The organism is Streptomyces sp. NPDC102258 (assembly GCF_055584685.1).
Map to the genome: position 1 here is coordinate 1 of NZ_JBVJLO010000043.1, position 19,387 is coordinate 19,387.

Annotated in this window: 13 protein-coding genes; 4 read left to right on the plus strand and 9 right to left on the minus strand. The window is 67.5% G+C overall.

Going from position 1 to position 19,387, the window contains the following annotated elements; translation table 11 throughout:
- Positions 1-507 precede the first annotated feature (507 nt).
- The 4 genes from ACZ6ZT_RS34220 to ACZ6ZT_RS34235 all read right to left on the minus strand — a co-directional run bounded on the left by ACZ6ZT_RS34220 (position 508) and on the right by ACZ6ZT_RS34235 (position 6,045).
- Positions 508-2,985: a helicase associated domain-containing protein gene (locus ACZ6ZT_RS34220; RefSeq protein WP_469724318.1), complete on the minus strand. Its 2,478-nt coding sequence runs from the start codon at positions 2,983-2,985 to the stop codon at positions 508-510.
- A 168-nt stretch (positions 2,986-3,153) separates the two neighbouring features.
- Positions 3,154-3,831 (minus strand): hypothetical protein, encoded by a 678-nt coding sequence (locus tag ACZ6ZT_RS34225; RefSeq protein ID WP_469724319.1) that lies wholly within the window; start codon positions 3,829-3,831, stop codon positions 3,154-3,156.
- The gene (locus tag ACZ6ZT_RS34230; protein ID WP_469724321.1) at positions 3,828-4,808 is read right to left on the minus strand and encodes a hypothetical protein; all 981 of its coding nucleotides are present in this window, start codon (positions 4,806-4,808) and stop codon (positions 3,828-3,830) included. Before ACZ6ZT_RS34230 ends, ACZ6ZT_RS34225 begins: the two co-directional genes overlap by 4 nt.
- A 46-nt stretch (positions 4,809-4,854) precedes the next feature.
- The gene (locus ACZ6ZT_RS34235) at positions 4,855-6,045 is read right to left on the minus strand and encodes a nucleoid-associated protein (protein WP_469724322.1); all 1,191 of its coding nucleotides are present in this window, start codon (positions 6,043-6,045) and stop codon (positions 4,855-4,857) included.
- Positions 6,046-6,564: 519 nt separating this feature from the next.
- Here ACZ6ZT_RS34235 and ACZ6ZT_RS34240 point away from each other — a divergent pair.
- On the plus strand, positions 6,565-8,412 hold the full coding sequence (locus ACZ6ZT_RS34240; RefSeq protein ID WP_469724323.1) for a hypothetical protein: 1,848 nt from the start codon (positions 6,565-6,567) through the stop codon (positions 8,410-8,412).
- Between the two features lie 206 nt (positions 8,413-8,618).
- On the opposite strand, the gene ACZ6ZT_RS34245 is transcribed toward ACZ6ZT_RS34240, so the two are convergent.
- Complete coding sequence (locus tag ACZ6ZT_RS34245; protein ID WP_469724324.1) at positions 8,619-9,560, minus strand: hypothetical protein; 942 nt, start codon at positions 9,558-9,560, stop codon at positions 8,619-8,621.
- A gap of 1,023 nt (positions 9,561-10,583) precedes the next feature.
- Here ACZ6ZT_RS34245 and ACZ6ZT_RS34250 point away from each other — a divergent pair.
- Positions 10,584-12,938 (plus strand): helicase associated domain-containing protein, encoded by a 2,355-nt coding sequence (locus ACZ6ZT_RS34250; RefSeq protein WP_469724325.1) that lies wholly within the window; start codon positions 10,584-10,586, stop codon positions 12,936-12,938.
- Positions 12,939-13,093: 155 nt separating this feature from the next.
- On the opposite strand, the gene ACZ6ZT_RS34255 is transcribed toward ACZ6ZT_RS34250, so the two are convergent.
- The 3 genes from ACZ6ZT_RS34255 to ACZ6ZT_RS34265 form a co-directional block, all read right to left on the minus strand.
- Positions 13,094-14,236 carry a hypothetical protein gene (locus ACZ6ZT_RS34255; protein WP_469724326.1) on the minus strand — a complete coding sequence of 381 codons (1,143 nt, stop codon included), beginning with the start codon at positions 14,234-14,236 and terminating at the stop codon, positions 13,094-13,096.
- A 70-nt stretch (positions 14,237-14,306) separates the two neighbouring features.
- Positions 14,307-15,149 carry an AAA family ATPase gene (locus ACZ6ZT_RS34260; protein ID WP_469724327.1) on the minus strand — a complete coding sequence of 281 codons (843 nt, stop codon included), beginning with the start codon at positions 15,147-15,149 and terminating at the stop codon, positions 14,307-14,309.
- Complete coding sequence (locus ACZ6ZT_RS34265; protein WP_469724328.1) at positions 15,146-16,624, minus strand: Mu transposase C-terminal domain-containing protein; 1,479 nt, start codon at positions 16,622-16,624, stop codon at positions 15,146-15,148. Before ACZ6ZT_RS34265 ends, ACZ6ZT_RS34260 begins: the two co-directional genes overlap by 4 nt.
- Positions 16,625-17,429: 805 nt before the next feature.
- Here ACZ6ZT_RS34265 and ACZ6ZT_RS34270 point away from each other — a divergent pair.
- Together ACZ6ZT_RS34270 and tpg are read left to right on the plus strand one after the other, a co-directional pair.
- Positions 17,430-17,627, plus strand: a complete 198-nt coding sequence (locus ACZ6ZT_RS34270; protein ID WP_469724329.1) for a hypothetical protein — start codon at positions 17,430-17,432, stop codon at positions 17,625-17,627.
- 176 nt (positions 17,628-17,803) lie between these two features.
- A complete protein-coding gene (gene tpg, locus ACZ6ZT_RS34275; RefSeq protein ID WP_469724330.1) occupies positions 17,804-18,364 on the plus strand; it encodes a telomere-protecting terminal protein Tpg in 561 nt (186 codons plus the stop codon).
- Here tpg and ACZ6ZT_RS34280 read toward each other — a convergent pair.
- Positions 18,333-19,387, minus strand: a 1,055-nt coding sequence (locus tag ACZ6ZT_RS34280) for a hypothetical protein (RefSeq protein ID WP_469724331.1), incomplete at its 5' end; no start/stop codon positions are given. The genes tpg and ACZ6ZT_RS34280 overlap by 32 nt on opposite strands.

A 19,387-nucleotide genomic window follows, 5' to 3' on the forward strand; every position in this document is an offset into this window, starting at 1 on the left:
CCCCGCGGAGCGGGTTCCCCAGCGCTGCGCGCTGGGGACTGAACCGCCTCGCTGCGCTCGGCGGCCCTGCCTTCGGCAGGGCGTCCTTCCGCTGCGCTCCAGGACAGGGCCGGCGCTTCGCGCCGGAAGTCCTTCGCTTCGCTTCGGACTCCGGGGTTCCGCTTCGCTCCACCCGGGCGGTGACTGCTGCGCAGTCCCCTGAGGCTCCCTTGCTCTGCGCGGGAGGTGACACCGTTTCACGGAGTCCGGGCCTTCGGCCCGTTGGGATGTCCGCTTCGCTTCCACCCCTGAGCCCTTCCGGCTCCGCCTTCAGTGCTCGGCTGGCGGCAAGGTCTCGTGCGGGGGCTTCGGTTGTCTCAGGCTTCTGTGGGGCGAGGGCAAAACCCGACTGTGGCCTCGGTTGAGTCTACCGCTTCCTTGCTGAAAAACTTTCTGGGAATCCGGATTCTTCTCTGCTCCCTCCTTCCAAAAGCAGATCGGTTTCGAGGGAGCCGCATGGGCTGTTGATCACATGTCAGGGGCCATGGTTGGCAGGGGGTTTGTGGCCTTCCTGTGGCTTCTATGAGGAAGGCCAATGGGCTGGGCAGAGTCGTGGGTCCAGTCGGTTTTGAACAGTGCGGTCACGAGGGCCGCGTGGCGGGGCTCGAGCTGGCCGGCGCGCTGCTTGGTTCGGGCCTTGGCGAGCCAGGGGCCGATCTTGACGTTCTCGCCGTCGACTGTGATCTCTTCGCGCGCTGTGGGGGCGCGTCCTTCCCTGTGAAGAAAGAACTCTAGGAGCTGGACGGTCTCTTCAAAGGAGCGGCGGGTCCGGTGTGGCGGGGTCAGCCGATGAGAATCAGGGGTGAGGCCGATCTCGGTGAGGAGAGTCCGCTGACGTGGGTGGAGGGTAGTGAAGCCGGTCAGTTGGCGGTGTAGCCAGCGGCCCGCCTTGACCGTCCCCAGAATGGTGTCAAGGTTCAGGGTGGCTGGATCATGGCCGGCTGCGAGGTGGGCGCGAAGGACATGATATTTGCGGTGCCAGTCCGGCCCGTGAGGGAGCTGCCAGTCGGGGTCGATGGCCGTGAGGGCCTGAGTGCGAGCTGGGGGAAGTCCGTTCCTGGCGGCCAGGGAGCGCTGTTCGGCCAGGAAGGCAGCGCCGGGGGCGGTGGCGGGGATGGCTAGGTGGCCGTGGGTGGCGTGGTAGTCGGTCACGGTGGTGAGGTTGGCACGCCAGGCCGCGTCGTGTTTGTTCCAGATCATGCCCAAGGCATCGAGTTCAGCGGTCCAGGCCGCGTCGAGTCGGCCGGTTGTGTGGGCGCCCCGCATGCCGGCGATGAACGCTCCAAGGGTATAGCCGGTGGGGTCGATGTAGTCGACGGGGACATCAAGGTGGCCATGTTGGTCATGAAAGGACTGTGCGGCTGCCAGTCCTTCACGCCGGGGGCGTGAAGTGGCGTCACGAGGGTCGAACGTGACGAGGTCCATCGCCCTGGCGATACGTTCGGGATGGACGGTGAAGTCGAAGTGCCAGCGGTGCTGAATGAGGCGGCTGGTCTCCCTGGTAAGCCGGTTGGCCTTGTCGGGCAGGCGCTCGGCGATCCGGTGGTCGTGGCTGGCCAGGGCGGTGGTGATTGCCCACACCGGCTCGTAAGCGGTGCCCAGGATGTTCTGCGGATCGGCACCTGCCGGAACGTAGACGGGAATAATCAGGCTGGCGACCTTGCCGCTCACCGACAGACGCAAGGACCGGCCGAGGGCTTGAACGCAGCGGCGAACGCTACGTGTGGGGTCGGCGAAGACGACCGCGTCCACGCTGGGAATATCGACGCCTTCGGCGATCAGCTTGGCGTTCGCGAGAATCGCGAAGGGCGCGGCCGCGAAGTCGGTGAAGATGGCCGTGCGCTGCTGCGGGGTGTGCTCGCCGTGAACGAAGAACAGCCGCGGATCCATGTCAGGGCACAGCTCGGGAGCGGTACGGCGTAGTTGGCGCAGGGTGTGGCCGACTTCTCGGGCGAAGCGTTTGGCGTCTTCGACGAGGTTGAAGTAGACCAGCACCCGCCGTAGTCCGTGCTCGGACATCGCTTTGAGAACGGCCAAGTGCAGGGCTGTGGTGCGCAGCGCGTCGTCTGTCCTGGGATCTTCTTCTTGGGTGGAGATGGGGAGATTGAGGCGTTCGCGGAGTTCCGGGTCGGTGAGGGTGGGCACCACGATTCGATAGTCGGCTGCTCGGCCGTCTGCGATTGCCTGGGCAAGGGGATATTCGTGGATCTTCTTGCCATAGACGGCTTCGTTGTCCATCGAGTTGGCGAAGTCGTCGGCGTCCGCCGCCATGGGGTGTTGTCGGCGGGGGCGGGTGGTGTCGGCGGACTCGGCGAGGTCCGGGCCGGCCAGAATCCGCGGGGTGGCCGTCATGTAGAGCCGGCGGTCCGCGCGGATTCGGGTGGCGTCGTTGACGACGGCCCATTTCTTGTCGGCGCGGCCCGCGATCCGGTGTGCCTCGTCCATGACCATCAGATCGAACGCAGGCACGTTGAACCGGGTATGCCGGGTGTTCTCGATCTTGTCGAGGGAATCGTAGGTGCAGATGACCGTCAGCGCCGGGAGCTGATCTGTCCCCTCCCCCACCACTGACATCAAACCGGCCAGAGCGTGAAAGTTACTGGTTGAGCCGACCCGGTGGGTGACCAGGGCGTCCTGGCCGGAGGAGTCCATGGACGACACGATCAGCATGTGCTCCATGCGGCCGTCGGCGCGCCAGGCCAGTGCGGTCTGCACGGCCAGGTCCAAAGTGGGCACCACGAAGAGCACCAGCCTGGCGTCCAGGGCTTCCGCGATCCTGATCGAAACAAGGGTCTTGCCGGTGCCGGTGGCCGACACATACAGCCCGCGCGTACCTGGTCGGCGCAGATGCCGCACCGCCTGCTGCACGCCCTGTGCCTGGTCCGGGAACAGGTGCGCCCGCTCGGGGCCGCTGGGCTGGGCCGGTGTCGGAGTTGCGGTGCTCATACCGACCATGCTCCCAGCAGCGGCTGGGTAAACGGGAGGGAGATGCGCTCGGGCGGAGCGCGCCACGCCCGCCGACGCGCCCTCTTGCCTCTTGGCGCCGGACGGGGTTGCCTCGCAGGAGGGGGCCTCATCGTCTCCTCGACTTCGAGGCGGAGCCGAGGGGTGGAATCAGACTTGCGCCGGATCGGATTCGCCCGACCTCTCCTCGGTGGTGCTCGCCCTGTGGGCAGTCCCGGGCTGAGACTGGGCGGGCACTGAGGGGGTGATGGCGGGGAGCGTGGTCTGTTCGGCGAGTTTGCGGTAGCCGGTCAAGGTGAGGGCGCGCCAGGCTCGGTAGAAACCGAAAGCGGTCACCGCGCCGAGCACGGTGGTGGCACCCAGGATGAGCGGGCGGTGATCGAGCGGGTATCGCAGCATGGCCAGGTCTGCGGCGAGAGTCAGGGCCAGGGTGTTGAGGAACCATCCGCGGCAGATGCGCATGCGGGAGCGGGCGTAGTCGGCTCGGGCCGCCAGCGTGGGTAAGTCCGTCAGGCGAAGGCGTGCCTGTGCGTAGGCGGCGCTGGAGGCGAAGTATCGGGAGCGCAGGCGGCGGCGGCGCGGGGTCAGAGCGGTGTCGGCGGCCCGGTCCAAGAGGATGCCCAAGGCGTAGGCTGCGGCGAGGGACAAGCCGGTGGCCAGGGAGGACCCCGCCACAGGGGCGAGTTTGGTCGTGTTAGCCGGGCCGATGAGGGCGATGAAGAGCAGGGCCGCCGCGGTGAGCGTGCCGATGCCGACGACGAGGACCTCGATGAACATTGCGGTGGCGGCGGCCAGCGCGGGGGTCTCCGGTTGCGCGGAGTTCGTCATAGGGAGACCCCCCAGATGTGTGCCATGTCTGTGAGCATAGTTTCGGGTAGCTGGCCGTCCCAGGTTCCCTTGAGGCGGAAGCGGGCGTTGGCCAGCCGTTCGAAGATGACCAGGCTTTCCGGTTGGCTGGCCAGCATGTAGCGGCCGTACTTGAGGAAGTGGTCGCTGGTGGGGCCGTAGTCGGCGTAGGCGCGCTGGATGCGTGTGCGGTGACATTCGGCGAAGTCGGCCAGCCGCTCGCTGTAGGCGCTGGCGTCATCGATGGTCTGCGCCAGGACGTCGAGAACGTCGTGTGACAGATCTCTGCTGTAGGGGTGGTCGGTGAACGTGCGGTAGACCTGTTCGGCCATGTCCAGGAGGAGATTGCTGCGCACGAGCTCGGGATGCTGTGCCATGGCTTCCACCCCCCGTTCCACCTCGAGGTCGTACAGTTCGACCAGCGCAATCAGACGGTATAGCGAGCGACTGACATCCGGTGGCGGGGTGACGCCGGGCTTGTAGAGGAGCCGGTGGGACATCCGCGACCACAAATCAACCGCTTCAGTGCGGAGTTGGATCTCGCATTGATACGGGACACCATCCGGGTCTTTTTCTCCTCCGAACATGACAGCCTGGACGTGCAACCGCGGGTAGCTCAGCCGGTACTCGCCGTCGTCGCTGTCACGGTGGTCCTGCACCTCTATGACTTCGAGAGATTCTCTGATCAGTTCCAGGGCAGGGTCGAGGAGCCCTCTGTGGGGTACGACCAGACGCACGCCGGCTTTGTCGGTGATCTGTCTCCAGGGATCGGTGTAGGCCTTGCGATAGATCTTTGTGTTGAAGCTGCTGAGCTCCTTGGCCCGAGCACTCACCTGGCAGGTGATGCCCTTGCGTGCTGCGCGGTTACTGAGGTGAGTTTTGGTGGCGTTGGCTGCCGCCTCGATCCGCGGGTGCTCTTGCCGGTAGCGCTGGAAGGCGTCCTCGACGGTCAGAGGCATGGAGCTTCCACATGAATCGCGGAAACGAGGGTGGCGCCAACAGGGCTCATGTCTGCGCGGGCAAGAAGTCGTCGCCGGTTCGAGCCTGCGGCATTCGAGTCGGCGTGATGAGGGCGAGGCTCTCGAGCCCGGGAAGCATCTCTTTCTGGGAGGGCCGTTCCTCGAGCTGATTTTGAGGCTTGCTGTGGCCTCCCGCCGCTGCACCGCTGCTTGTCTTAAGGAGCGTGCTGGTGACCGAGACGGTGGTGCGGCCGTCCCCGAGGTCTTCCAGGGCCACGGTGCCGTCCTGAACGGCTTCAAGAGGCGCAACCAGGAAAGCCCCGTTGGCGAGGTCCACACGCACCTTCTGCAGCCGGCTGCTGATGAATTCGGTGTTCTTGTCGAAGGCCCGGATAGGAACGTCGTTCTCCATCAGGAACTCGGCGAAGTCATCACGATGAGGTTGCTGCAGGTGCGTTTCGAGGAACGTCACGGGGTCGAGGGTCCCGACGGAGCTCTGGAGCTCGACCATGACAGCCATGAGGTAATCCACGCGTACCTCGGAGTCCGTGAAGCGGCTGTTGACCCACTCCATGGCCGTGTCGTGGAAGCGGCGGGTCAGCTCCCTGGGGTCGTCCTGGTGCCGGCATCCCAGGAACTTCTCAAGGAAGAACCGCGCCACGTCCTTGCCTGATTTCTGAGGGTCTGCGGCCCAGCCCTGCAGTCCTTGCTCGGTGTTCCCCTCTTCGGAGAAGAGGGCCACCTTGTACACCTTGGATCTCTCGGTGAACAGCAGGTTGGCGAAGTACTGCATGTCGAATGTCCGCAGGCCGTCCGTGACGATCTCGTTGGCCTGCATGCCGGTTTCCTGCTCCAGCTTGACCATCAGCAGTGCGTGCTGATCGTCCAGGCGGGCAGCGGCCACCAGGAGAAGGCCCGCCGAGCTGGATCCGTTCTGGCTGTCGCGCAGCGCGTGGGCCAGCTCTCCGGATACCGCCACCAGGTCCAGCTCGCCGGCCAGGTAGGCCCGCACGGCATCGGGCAGGACCGATTTCAGTTCGGGGTCCTCCACCACCTCGCGCCCAAGGCGGTCGAGGACATCGCGGAGCTTGGCCTGCAACGCCGTGCGCACGGCATCGTCGAGCCGGCAAGCTGCCTCGCTCAGCTGAAGGGGAGGAGGTTCGTCACCCTTGGGGCGCTGAGGTACCACGTGAACGATGGCCTGCTCGACAACGAAATCCCCGAAGTCGCTCCGCACTTCCCGCCCCCTGCATCCCGGCCCGTGGCTCAGCGCCGGATGCCGCCATCTCCAAGCGCGACCCCGGATGCTTCAAGCCCGGACTAACGCACGTTTGCGCCGTTGCTCCGCTGCGCCCGGACAGATACTCAGTCTCCGTCCTTGCCGCCTACCAGCAATCGTGGCACCCATCGTAACGGAGCGTGTATCGAGCACGAACCGAGTACCAGCAAGGGTGGCCAGATTTCGGCATCGGGAAGACTCACTCCGGCATCCGACGGCAGTACATCGATGCAGCTGCCAGCGTGTCCGGGACCAAGGTCATCTCAGACCGCGGCGTAGTTCGATGCAGCAGGACTCGGCGTCGAGCCAGACGGCGGCGGGGCGGTGGAATACACCGCCACGCCGAGCGGCCGACAAGCCTCGTGTGCCTCTTTGGCTGTACCGGCAGCCTCCGGGAGGGCCACGTGGGACGTCACCCATTCGGCGGCTGCTCGTTCTCCGGAGTGAACCAATTTCACCTGCTGTGAAGGAGGCCTGGTGGGCCCGTCGTTTGTGATCGAGCGGCTTGAGTTCAAACGCGGCGGCATCTGGTACGTCCGGCACCTCAAAGGGCTGGTCACCTTCCTGGTCGGCCATTCGAAATCGGGAAAGTCGACCGCGCTGGAGACGATGCTCTATCCGCTCGGGTTGAAGACCATGCGGGTGATGCCTGAGGTCCGCAGCTGCGAGCAACTCCGTCTGGTGTTCCGTGTCGCCGGCACACGTTGGCAGGCCACCCGCAGTGGTTCAGACCCCCGCGCTCAGGTGCTCTTGAAGAACCTGGACCGTCCCGAGGAGACGGAGAAAGCGCTACCGGTCAGCTCGTCGAAGCCCGGTGAGGTCACGGCAAGTGGGTTCGTCCAAGATCTCCTCGGACTGCCGGCTGCCGTCCGCGGGAGCACTCGGCTCACTCTGGACAGCTTCTACAACACCGTCCTGGCTCTCCGACAGAAGACGATCGCCTCCGAGTTCCTCGGCGGTGTGCCAGATGCTTCACGGGTTTTGGCCATGGAGGTAATCCTCGGGCTGTGGAACGAGGATCTAGCGGGGCTGGAGAAGAACGCTTCCGAGGCCGAGACGCAGTACCGGGCCGCACGCACGGCTCTGTCCCAGTTCAAGAAGCTGCGTGACTCTGGTGCCCTCACCGATCCGGACGCCACCCGGGCCGAGTACGAGCAGAAGGTCCGGGAGCATGAATCAGCCTCCAAGGGGTGGCAAAACGCAGCCGGTGTGCTGACAGAAGCGGTCGGAGAGCTCGGCCGTCTTACCGCGCTGCACAAGGCTGCGGAGCAGCACCGCCGTAGGGCGGCCAGGCACGCCGATACCGTACGGGCGAAGCTGAGCGGCGCAAAGGCGGACCTGGCGCGTGCCGAGGGCGCCCGTGACGCCTTGCTGGTGCCGTCGCAGAAAGACTGCACACTGTGCGAGCAGCGTCTCCCCGAACGCGCCCCCGGGCACTGCCCACAGTGCGGTCAGTCCCACCCGGAAGGGGAGAACCGGCGAGCCAGGCAGCTTGCCGCGGCGAGCGCGAAGGTAGACCGGCTACGGCTGCAGGTACGCGAGCTGGAAGACGTCGTGACCGCCGCCGTCCAGGTGGCGGCGGACGGCGAGCAGGCTGCGGCGCGCACTCTCGTGGATCGGGACGCCTTCGAGGAGCAGCGCCTCGCGCTGGCCCGCAGCGCCGCACAGCAGGCGGAGAAAGCGGCTTTTGGGCTCAGCCGGGATGTCGCCCAGCTCAAGCGGCAGATCGAGAACGCCGACTACATCCGGGTCCAGGAACAGGTCATCAAGGAGGCGAAGGAGCGTATGGAGGCCGCTCAGGGGGCCAGGGATGCCGCTCAGGGAGCTGGTGGGGTCCGCCGCAAGGAGGTCACCGGCCGCTTGTCGGCCTTTTTTCTCGCCCGTCTGCAGCAGATCAACCCGGCTGTTGAGACCGCGCACGTCGACCAGCATGACTTCACCACCCTCGTCAGGGAACGCGACGAGGCGGACAAGACGTTTGACGACAGCTCCGTCGCCGGGAGTCCGAAGGTCGCAACGAACGTCGCTCTGCTCCTGGCCCTACGCGACCTCGGCCGGGTCGACGCGGCTGTCCGGATCCCTCCGTTGATGATCATCGACTCGCCTCTGGCCGGACTCGGGGCGACTGGCCTCGATCGCGACACCAGCCTGCGTCTGATCGACACCCTGATCTCCATCGCGGATGACTCCTCCGCCGATGGTTACGCCTGTCAGGTCATCGCCGCCACCAACGACCCCCTCCCCCGCCCCTACCCCGGCGTGAGGGAGATCGCGATCAACGAGGTGGACCGGTTCTTCGACCACGCTCCGCGCCTGGAGAGTTGACCCGCTCCACAGGGCAGTGCTGCGGCAATGGGCGCAGCACTGCCCAGAGCCGCCCAGGGGACGGCTGGCAGACGACAACCCGGAGCCATGAGCGGGTCCTGTCGGGTCTGGGCGGGGCGCGCCCTGCGATCGGTGCACGAAATGGGGCGCTGCCATCCTGCAGACCGAGGTGGTGGGGCCAGCAGCCCGGGCCCGTACGGGGCGATCTAGAAGTGGTCTCGCTTCAACGTTTTCAGCAGCTTGGTGTGGGTGGGCCCGAGGCCGCGCGTCTGCTTCATGCTGCGCCGCAGATCGTAGGAGTCGGGCTTGACCATGGGCCGAGCCCGTACACCGACGATGCCTGGGCCAAGGAGGTAATTCGTCGTCACGACGGTGGCCTGGTGAGCCAGGAGGAACTCCAGGACACGCAGTTGCTTGCCGCTGTCGCGTGAGAGACGGCTGAGCGCGGAGAGCGGGACGACGAAGCCAGGTTGGCTCTTGACCTGCCGCAGCAGGTAGATCAGAGCCTGGTCGAAACGCGGGTCGGTGCCGGAGGCCACGACAGACTGACCGTCGCCTACAGGCCGGACACTGCTGGGCGGCGCGTGGAACATTTCCTCGGCACCGGGCAGCGCGGGCCGCGAGGCCTGCGGAAGGACGTAGCTGTCCTCTCTGCCGGCCGGGGCTTGCGTCGCGTTCGACAAAGCGGTCAGGCATGCCCACGCGCGCGGGTAGGCGGTGTCGAGGTCCGCCAGGGTGTTGGAGGTGACCGGCTTACCGGGCTGCTCCAGGAGAGAGCGGAGCGGGCCGGCGGCAGCTTCCGTGATGTCCGCTATGCCAGCGGCTCCGATGGGACCGCCATGCGCATGGAAGTCCTCCAGCTTGCTGTTGCGGACAGCGACGACCACGGCAGCCCGAAGCCACGCCGGCGCCGACAGAGGACGGTGCTGACTGACCTCTTCCAGGAAGGGGGTAGCCAGCACATCGGCGTATTCACTCGGTAGGGCCGCCAGCATCCGTGCACGGCGGATGACATCGACGACGACACTGTGCGCCTCGCTGTCGGTCAGGTCCGCGCGAGCCAGGAGTGTGGGCAAGGTCGTGCGGCAGAACCCGCCCACAAACTCCGTGTCCTGGATGCTGTCGCCGCGTATGTCCGTAATCGCCATGCCCGCCCCGTCCCTGTACTACTTGCTCCCGGCAGCCTAGATTCCCGACGCCCAGCTCACAGCAGAAAGCGGACAGTCGTGATCGCTCAGCAGCGGACGGTCCTACGTGTCCCTGCGGCGGGTACGGCGTTGGTGGAGGGTGGCAAAGGTGATGTGAGAGGAGAGCGTGTGTCGTACGGATACGGTGGCGGGCCCGACTGGCCGATGATCCAGGCACGGCGTCGCGCCGAGCAGGAAGCGAGCTCGGCCCGAGGCGATGCTGCGGGCTACAGGGCGGAGGCCGACCGGTGGAAGGCGGCGTTCGAGGTTCTGGCTGGTCAGGTGAGGGCTGCGGTGCAACGGACCGGCACGGAGCACCGCGACGGTGGCCAGTGCGGGTGTTCGTCGTGCTGGGAGGCACTGATCGCCAGGCTCGCAGAGGAGGCGCAGGGGAGCGCAGGTCCGACCGGCGGGGCTGGCGCCGCGGCGTTCTCGTTCTCCGACCTGTTCGGAAAGACCGGGCCACAGCCACGCCCGTGAAGGAGTTCCTCCCGTTCGGACGAGCAACGGACGTGACGTCGGACGTCCAGGGTCTGGGAGTCAACCCTTGGCCCGATCCCCGCTTTCTCAGACGCAGCCAGGATGGAGGAGACGTCATCGGCAGCCGTATCTCGATCCCAGCTGGTCCAGGCGCCGCCGGCGGCGGCATGAGGTAGTGCGCAGCGCTCCGTAGGCAGCGGTCGGAAGTGAGAACGGTCCGAGGATGTGCGGGCAGGGGTGGCACCGGCATGCGGTCTGTTCGGGAAGAGGCGCCTATACGGCGTGCCTGGCGATGATCTGCGGCTGCTCATGGCTGGCAGCTGGGACTGCGGTGCTGGGGGGGTGCGGGCACCTGTGCCACCGTCGATGGACTACTCCGTGCCTCTGCGGCCGTACTGTCCACCTCCAGTCGGGAGGCCTTAAGCCGAGGTCATTACCGTTGTCTGGGACTGGAAGGAGCTCGGCTGGGTCGCTTCTTCGCTGACGCGTCAGGGGGTTGTTGGAGTGACCGGCGGTTGGGCTCTGCGGCCTCATCAGGTTGAGGCCGTGGACGCGGCGGTGCGGGCACTGGGGCAGGCAACTGCTGGGAGCGTCACTGGGACGGGGCTGCGGGCGACGGTGGTTGCGGCCTGCGGAACAGGCAAGACCCTGATGGGGGTGCATACCGCCCAGCACGTCGCCCGGGCGGGCCGGGTGCTGGTTCTTGTGCCCACGCTGGACCTGCTGGTACAGACAGTGGCCGTCTGGCGTGGTGCGGGACGGGGCGGGCACATGATGGCGGTCTGCTCGCTGCGAAGAGAGCCGGAACTGGATGCGGCGGCGATCCGGTGTACGACTGACTGGCGGCAGGTCTTGGGGTGGGCCGGCAAGGCAGGGCCGGTGACGGTATTCGCGACGTATGCCTCACTGCAGGTGCTCGTCAAGGCCCACCGCGTAGGGCTGGGGCGGTGGGGCCTTGTGATCGTGGACGAGGCGCACCGCACCTCAGGGTCCTGGGGTAAGCCGTGGGCCTCGATCCACGATGACGCCGCTATTCCTGCGGATCGGCGGCTGTACATGACCGCGACGCCGCGGGTGTCCGAGCCTTGGTCAGCTGCGGTTGGCGCTCCGGACGGGGAACCGCATCTGGTCGCTTCGATGGATGACGAGCAGGTGTTCGGTCCGGTGGCGTATCGGCTCACGTTGGCCGAGGCCATAGATCGCGGGCTGCTGGCCCGGTATCAGATCGTGGTGCTGGAGATCCGGGACCAGGCACTGACCGCTGGATCGGCGGACTGTGATGGTTCGCAGACGGGCGTAGCGCAGGCACGACTGGAGGCGTTGCAGGCTGCTGTCCTCAAGGCCGCGGCCGAGCATCACCTGGAACGAGTGATGACGTTTCATCACCGTGTCTCGGATGCCCAGGACTTCGCCGAATCCGTTGAGGGAACTTCCCGCCGGCTTCACCAGAGGGACCCTGGTGTCTACCCGCGGGATGTCTGGTCGAGCTGGCTCCACGGCGGTCACCGAGTGGCCCACCGGCGGGCGGTTCTGGGAGAGTTCGCACGCGGCCGCCGAGCAGACGGGCAAGTGGTGGAGCGCTCGGTTCTCTCCAGTGCCCGGGTTCTGGCCGAGGGCGTGGACATACCGGCCGTGGACGCGGTGGTTTTCGGTGATCCGCGGGAGTCGATCGTCGACACCGTCCAGACCGTCGGGCGTGCCCTGCGCCAGGGGCCGCACGGGGACAAGGTCGCCTCGCTGCTGGTGCCGGTATTCCTCGGCCCGGACGCACGCGATGAGGACTGGCTGGGATCGGGGTCCTATCTGCCGCTGGTGAAGGTCCTCGCTGCGCTGCGTGCCCACGACACCGAGGTCGTGGACAGGCTCGCCAGCTGGCCGGGCCATGTTGGCAACAGAGGCGGCGGAGTGCGGCAAGCCGGCCTGTCGGTGCTGTTCTCTCAGGCCAAAGACCCGGCCGATATCGCGGCGTTCGTGGACTTGCGCGTCATCAGACCCGAATCCAGGGTGTGGCTGAATGGGCTGGCGGCCGCGCGCCGTTTCCATGCCCGGCACGGGCACCTGGTCGTGCCCTATGTCGCGAAGGACGGCAGGTTCCCGCTGGGCGTGTGGATCGGTGATCAGCGCCGTTCCTATCAGGCCGGGAGACTGTCGCCTGTCCGTACCGCGGCGTTGGAGCAGCTAGGCATGGTGTGGAGGCATCCCGATCATGTGTTCAACGAGGGGTTGTCGGTGGCCCGCGCGTACTTCGCGGTCCACGGGCACCTTGCAGCTTCGCAGCAGGCGGCCGTGGACGGCTTTCCCCTCGGCACGTGGCTGGCCAACCGCCGTCGTGAAGCACGCTTGTCTGCCGGTGCCCCCAGCGCACTGAGCGCTCCCCGTAGGAAGGCGTTGGAGGACATCGACCCGTGCTGGTGCCCGAAGTGGGATGTGGGGTGGCAGCGGCGCTACGTCCTGGTGCGCCGGCACATCAGCGAGGGCGGATCCCCCGACATCGCCCCCGGCCATATGGTGGCCGGGGAGAACATCGGGCAGTGGTGCGCCCGCCAGCACATCGTCTGGGACACCCTCGACCCCGAGCAGCGCCGACTGCTGAGCGAGCTCGGCATGACACCTTCCACCGGCAACACGGCTGTCGCCGGGCGCGTGCCCCAGGAGACCACGTTCCGGCGGAACCTTGCTGCCGCGCAGGCCTACGCACAACGCGAGGGACACCTCAAGGTCCCCCGCAAGCATGTGGAAACCTTCGACGGCACGGAGATCAAACTCGGAACCTGGATTGCCAACCAGCGCGCACGTCGGGCGGACCTCTCCCCGGAGCGCATCAAGGCGCTGGACGGCGCGGGTATGCGCTGGAGCTGACACCAGGGGCGGCCCGAGGGCAGCACAATCCGCCCCGTCCACGCGGCCTGGGCCCAGGCCGCGTATCCGTCTGCCGGCCAAAGTCCCGGTCATCGCCGGACAGACACCCCGGCGCGGCTTCGCACCGGCAGCGCCCGCAGGTCTTCTGCAGCCGCTTACGGTGCGACGGCCTGCCGGTTCCCGCTGTGTCGTCCTCGCAGTCGCGGGCGCCGGACCGGCGGAGGCTCCACGCTGTCCAGGCCTGCCTCCTCCAGCTGGCGGTAGAACCACTCGATCCCGTGGACGGGAACGGCACCGCGTGCGGTCTCCATGTCCGGCTGGGGTGGGCGCAGCCGAGCCTGTTCGGCGAGGCGGAGCAGGGCGGGGTGTTCCTCGGGCCGGATGAGCAGGGGCAGGCCGGGTGCTGGTGCGAGGCGGGTGAAGTAGGCGGCCGCATCCAGGAAGTGCGCCGCCCATTCAGGTACCGGGTGGGTGGCGCAGCCGTCGACCTCGCCGGCAGGGTCGTGCAGGGAGAGGGTGGAGGTTTCCCGGTGCCAGTCCGCCAGGCGGGCGGTGCCCAGCTGCTGTCCGGTGGCCCCGGTGAGCACGGCGGTGGCCAGTGCGGCGGCCAGGCGGGGGTGCGCGGTCGCGGTGTGGATACGGCGGGCGATCTCCGCAGTGGTCCGCGGTGAGCGTGCCCTGGGGCGGGGCCGGTACCGCCAGCTGATCGACGACGGTACGCACCCGGTGCAGTGGTCCGATCCGTCTCCGTCCGCCCAGTCCGCGAGCCGGTCCAACGCCGGCACGGTGATCCAGGCACCTGCGGTCCGCGGCGGTGCGGCGGGCCGGCCCAGACCGTACGCGGCGGCCCCGGCGAAGAAGCCAGCGTGGGCGTGGGTGAGGGTTGAGGGCTCATCGGCGAGGGTGTCGTTTAGGGCGGCGGTCAGCCGGGCGCGGTGGCATACCAGAACCAGATGCGCCCCGGTGAACACCCGCAGGTCGAGCAGGCGCCGCAGGCGTTCACGGGTGAGCAGGTGAGCGCGCAGCACTGTCAGGCGTCTGACGGGGGTCGCGGCCGTCCAGGCGGTGACGGCCTCCCACACCGGGGCACGGGAGACCGCGAAGCCCGGCAGGTGCGCAGGTTTGCCCAGCGCCGCCAGCAGGTCGTGAGCAAAATAGCGGTCGCTTCTGGTGCCAGGGGCTGGGTGGACGGTGATCCAGCCGGCCGCCGGGTCGTGCGCGGCGAGCGCCGCCCGGGTGACGGCGGCATCGTCCCCGGGGTCGAGCACAACGGTGACAGCGGGAGATGTGTCGTTCACGGGTGTGCGGCATCTCAGGTAGGCGCCGGGGCGCGGCGGACAGAGCGGCGGGGGTCGGGGTCGGGGCTGCTCACGGCTGGGTGCGGCGGCCGAGTTTGCTGAAGACCCAGCGCAGCAGGTCCCGGTCGACCTCAAGACCGGGCCGGGCGTCCAGGGCGCGCCCCAGGTGGTAGGTGATCTTGGCCCAGGTGCGGAAGACGCCGTGGGCGGCCACGTCGTCGCAGTACAGCAGGTCATCGGGGTCCACGCTGGCCCACACTGGGTGGTAGGCCGGAATTGTGGTCAGGACTTCCGCACGGGTCAGCGGTCGGAACTCCTGCCAGATGTGCACCCGGGAGGCCAGCATGTCCTTGCCGGCCAAGACCTCGTAGGTGTTGCCGCCGCCGACGAACACCACCGCGATGTCGGTGTAAAGGTCGTCGAACAGGTGGCGGAAGTACTCGAACGATTCCTCGCGCAGCCACTGAGCCTCATCACAGACCAACACCCGGAACTGATCGGAGAGCATGTCCTTGAGCAGTGTGTCGAACGCGGTCGGCTGCCGCGGGGGCTTGCCGGGCAGAGCGAGCACGTTGTACAGGTTGTGGCGGATGTCCAGCACCGTGGGGCGACCGCGGAACTCAATACGGCGCGTGGCCTGCGGGGCGAGCTCACGCAGCGCGGCGTTGACCGACATGGTCTTGCCCAGCCCCGCCGGACCGTAGAGACACATCATGCCGCGGGCAGCGATCACCTCCCCGAGATTGGCCAGCGTCTCCTTCATCGCCATCGTGCCCATCACGTTCGCGTCGGGCAGCGACAGGTAGTGGTCCTTACGCGGCGGCGGCAGAGGGCCACGGTACGGACGGGCCGAGGAAGGGCGGACCGGGGACGAGGCGGCCGGGGTGGTGCGAGCGGCGGGTATGGCGTTCATCGCGCGGCAAGGCTGCTTTCGTCGTCGTACTCGATGCTAGGAGCCGCGGTCTTGGCCAGCTTCGGAGCAGTCCAGGACTCGGGCATCCGGTCGAGCAGCGGCAGATACCCGGGCAGTGCCGCCTCGGCAAGATCCGAGGCACCATGCGCGCGCACGGCAGCGGCGGCCTCCAACTCGGTGACCGTGCCCAGCACCTCGGGGGGCGTGCCACGGGTAGCCGCCGCAAACCGGATAGCGCGCTCCCTCTCCGCCGCCCGAAGCAGCCGCTTGAGCCGGTCGGCCTCCCGCGCCCGGGCCCGCTTCATCTCCCGGATCTGCTCCGCACTCGCCCGGTCCGACAGGTACGCCGACCCCAGATGCCGCCCGGTAGCGGCGTCGTAGACCTCTATCTCGTGCTCATGGCGGGGCATATAGCGCAGCCGTACCTTCCGCCCGGCCTGACCGGTCATCCAGGACGCGACGTAGTGACGGTTCCTCCACCGCACCCCCTTGCCCGCGAGAACACGGACCCGGCCGTCGTCTTCGAGGGTGAACATGTGCAGCGCGCCCGACTCAGCGTCCTCGACCGGGGTCAGATCCTCCTCCCACATGGCCGCCGGGGTACGGCCGGCAAGGGAACGCGGTCGGTGCTCGGTGTTCCACCAGGTCACCCACTGCTCCAGCAGCGTGATGAACGCCTCCAGCGGCAGCAGTTGCTCCTCGCCGGCCGACTTCCTGCCGCCTTTCAGACGCGGTGCGGCCGTATAGCCGGGAAGAGAAGCGAAGAACATCTGCTTGGCAGCTCTGTTCAAGGCTTCCACGGTGCCCTTCAGATGCGGGCTGTAAGCGGGAAGATCGACCACCGGGACCGCGAACGCTCCCAACGCCTCACCCACCGCGCGGGACAGGAAATCCTTCCCCCGGTCGACCCGCACCGCTCCGGGCAGGCCACCGAAAGGGCCGTGCTCCCCGTCGCGGGATATCGCGTCCCGCAAAGCGACCAGGATGCTTTCACGGCTGGGGACCTGCGCGGTCACCGCGAACCCGCAGATCACCCGCGTCGCACAGTCGATGAACCACGTCACCCAAGGCCGGCCCGGCCGACCCTCGATATCAACGTCCACCTTCACCTGGACATGATCGGTCTCCCACACCTCATTGCGGTGCACGGCCGGGCGCTGAAAGAACACGTCATGGGCGCGGCGGGCATTCTCACCACCCCGAAGCCCAGCCCACTGGCCCGGCGACAGGCCCCGGGCCACTGCCCGGTACAACGTCGCAAGCGACGGCGCTGGAGCCCCTCCCCCGGCCTGTATGGCGACCAGTTCCCGGTGCAGCGCGGCCGCGTTCCCACGATGGAACGCCAACAGCTTCAACACCTCAGGCGTGAGAACGAACCGCTCCCGCGACGCCGGGCCGAAACGATTCTCTGCGCGAGCCGCGGCAAGCCAACGCCGTACCGTCCGCTCCGACGTCCCGAGCGTCTGCGCCACCATCCGCCTATGCGCCGGTGTCAACTCACCCCGACTTTCCAGGGCCAGCAACCTGCGTACCGCCACGGGACGCAACACACCCACATCCGCCACAGACCCCACCCGGCACCCCCGACAGACAGTCCGGGCACACCGAACCCCTAAACGATCAAGAAAACCCTACCCCACTTGGAACCCTCACCCCACTGACCAGCCAATCCTCACCCAGTGACCAGCCGACCCTCACTCCCCGTCCAACCGACAAACCCATCATCAACACACAACACCCCACGAGAACAAAAAAGTTGGACAAGCACACAACACGATCACTGGACAACAAAACGAGAAACATCCCGGTCAGACCACCGAGACCTCCCATCCCTGAAGTGGACTCGAAGCTCCGCAACGAAGTCCCGTCCAGGCCCGGGAGGCAGTACATCTTTCCCGGGCATGCGCAGCATCTGAGGCACTCCCCAACTCTGCCACGCACCAATGCCGTTAGACACGGAAAGACACATATTCACACTGCATGACCCCACGCAAAAACACATGACGACCCACAAAGGCGTGGCCGATCACGTTACGGACCAACAATCACACGCTAAGAGCCACATCTGGCTCTGTGTGACCCGAGAAAACCTGCTTCAACAACTAGTCGTTTTCGCTGGTCAGAGGCACTTTCGAGGTGCTTTCTTTGATGTCATCCACCTCAAGAGACGCCATTCGTCTCACAGAGTGGACGCGGCGCGGCTGTCTCGGAAACGGCGACGGCCCCCTGGTGGGCAGGGAGCCGTCAGCAGAGGACAGTCCCCCAACGAAGGAGAACCACATGTCCACGACCGAGCGTACGGACATAGCCGACGCCGAGGAACCCCCCGGGCCAAGCCCTGCGCCCCGAGCCTCACGGTGGCGCGACAAGGCGCGCCAGATTCGCAACGAGGCCGGCATCCACCTCGTCAGAGGAGCAGCAGCCGCCATAGGCGGCACCCTCGTGATCTACGCCAGCACCTGGCTGTCACTCCGCTGACGCAATAGGCCGGGGCGATGATCACGGCCGAACCTCGCCCCGGCCGAGCTGGCGTGACCGACCAACCTCTTTACCGCATCACGGAACCTCGTAGCGAAGAGACCGAGATTCCGAGCACCTGGCCTCCTGGGGCATGAGAGACCTGCGGCAACGACTGGTTCTGCGGGAGGGTCAGGTTGATCGGGGCAGGGCTGGAGAAGCTGCTGTACACACGGCCGGTACCAGAGACCCTTGAGCAGCAGCTCGCTGCGCTGCTCAGGTGGGCGAAGGGCTCCAAGCAGGTGGTGGCGCGGGAGTTGGGAGTGTCCCGGCGGACGGTTCAGCGATGGACGGCTCGAAGGGCGTCGGCGAGGGCCAAGCCCTCTGTCCGGCACGCGGCGGTCATCGAGACACAGGTGCGGGCCCGGTGGCAGCCGCTGGTGCGGGCGCGTCGCCGGGCGACCGCGGAGCAGCAGGGGCTGGTGGTGCACACCCGGGCGCGGTTCGGGTTCACGGCCAGCATCGGGAGCACCGACGATCCGCGGCACCGGCTCGTGACGGCGGTGGTACCGGGAGAGGTTGCCCGGGAACTGCTTGCAGCCTGGGAGGCTGGTGCCTCGGAGAAACAGCAGGAGGTGATCCTGGGCCGGGCCTTGGGACACGTCTACTTCCGTCAGACGGGCCAGCGGGCGGACACGCTGAAGGTGAAGCTCAGGGAGGTCGACTTCATCGAGTTCGGGCTCGCGCAGCCATCGTGACACGAGGGCCGGGCGGCAGAGCAGGAGGCAGAGGGGGCTCGTATCCCAGAGCCTCGCGCTTCTCGGCCCAGTCCCAGACCACCGGGCCGCACCGCGCCCCCGACCGGTCCGCGCGAGGCTGCGGCGGGCGGATCTTGATGGTCTCGGCCAAGCGCAGCAGGGCCGGGCGGTCGGCGGGCGCGGCCAGCAGGTAGGGCGTGCCGGTCATGCGGGCGAACTGTGCGGCGGCGTGGAGGAAGGGGACGGCCCAGGCCGGCACGGGGTAGATCGCGCAGCCGTCGGTGTAGCGGGTGCGGTCGTGCAAGGTAAGGGTGCTGTCGACGCGGTGGAAGCCGTCGGCTCGGGCCGTGGTGAGCTGTTGAAACGAGGCCCCGGCAGCGACGGCTGCCGCGAGGGCCGCGGCGCGGGCGGGGTGGGCGCTCGCGGTGTGCAGGCGGGCAGCCAGCTCGACGGACTGGGCCGGGGGCGTCGCCAGGGGTGCCGGGCGCTGCAGGTAGACGATCGGACGCGGGCTACAGGCGGCGGTGCAGGGCTGGGGGCTGTCGTAGGAGACCAGGCGGTTCAGGGCCTCCAGGGTGATCCAGCGCCAGGCGGCCGGCGGCGCAGGAGGCATCAGCGGCGCTACGCCCTCCGTGGTGTCGTCGCCCTGGTAGAGGGCTCGGGCCTCGGCGAGCGTATGGACGGTCATGTACCCGCTGGCGGGCAGGGCACGCTCGAGAGCCGCGGTCAGGCGAGGGCGGTGGACGACAATGGTGAGATGGATGCCGGTCTGCCGCCACAGGCCCAGAATGCGCTGCAGGCGGCGCTCGTCGAGGAGATGGGCGCGCAGGACGGTCAGGCGGGTCACCGCCAGACCACTCGTCCACGCAGCGGCGGCCTCCCACAACGGCGGGCGGCCGTGCGGGAAACGCCCCGGGATATGGGCCGGCTTGCCCAGAGCAAGCAGCAGGTCATAGGCCAGGGCGGTATCACTGAGCGTTTTCAGCGTGGTCACTGATCGAGTGACGCCGGTGAGGTTGAGGT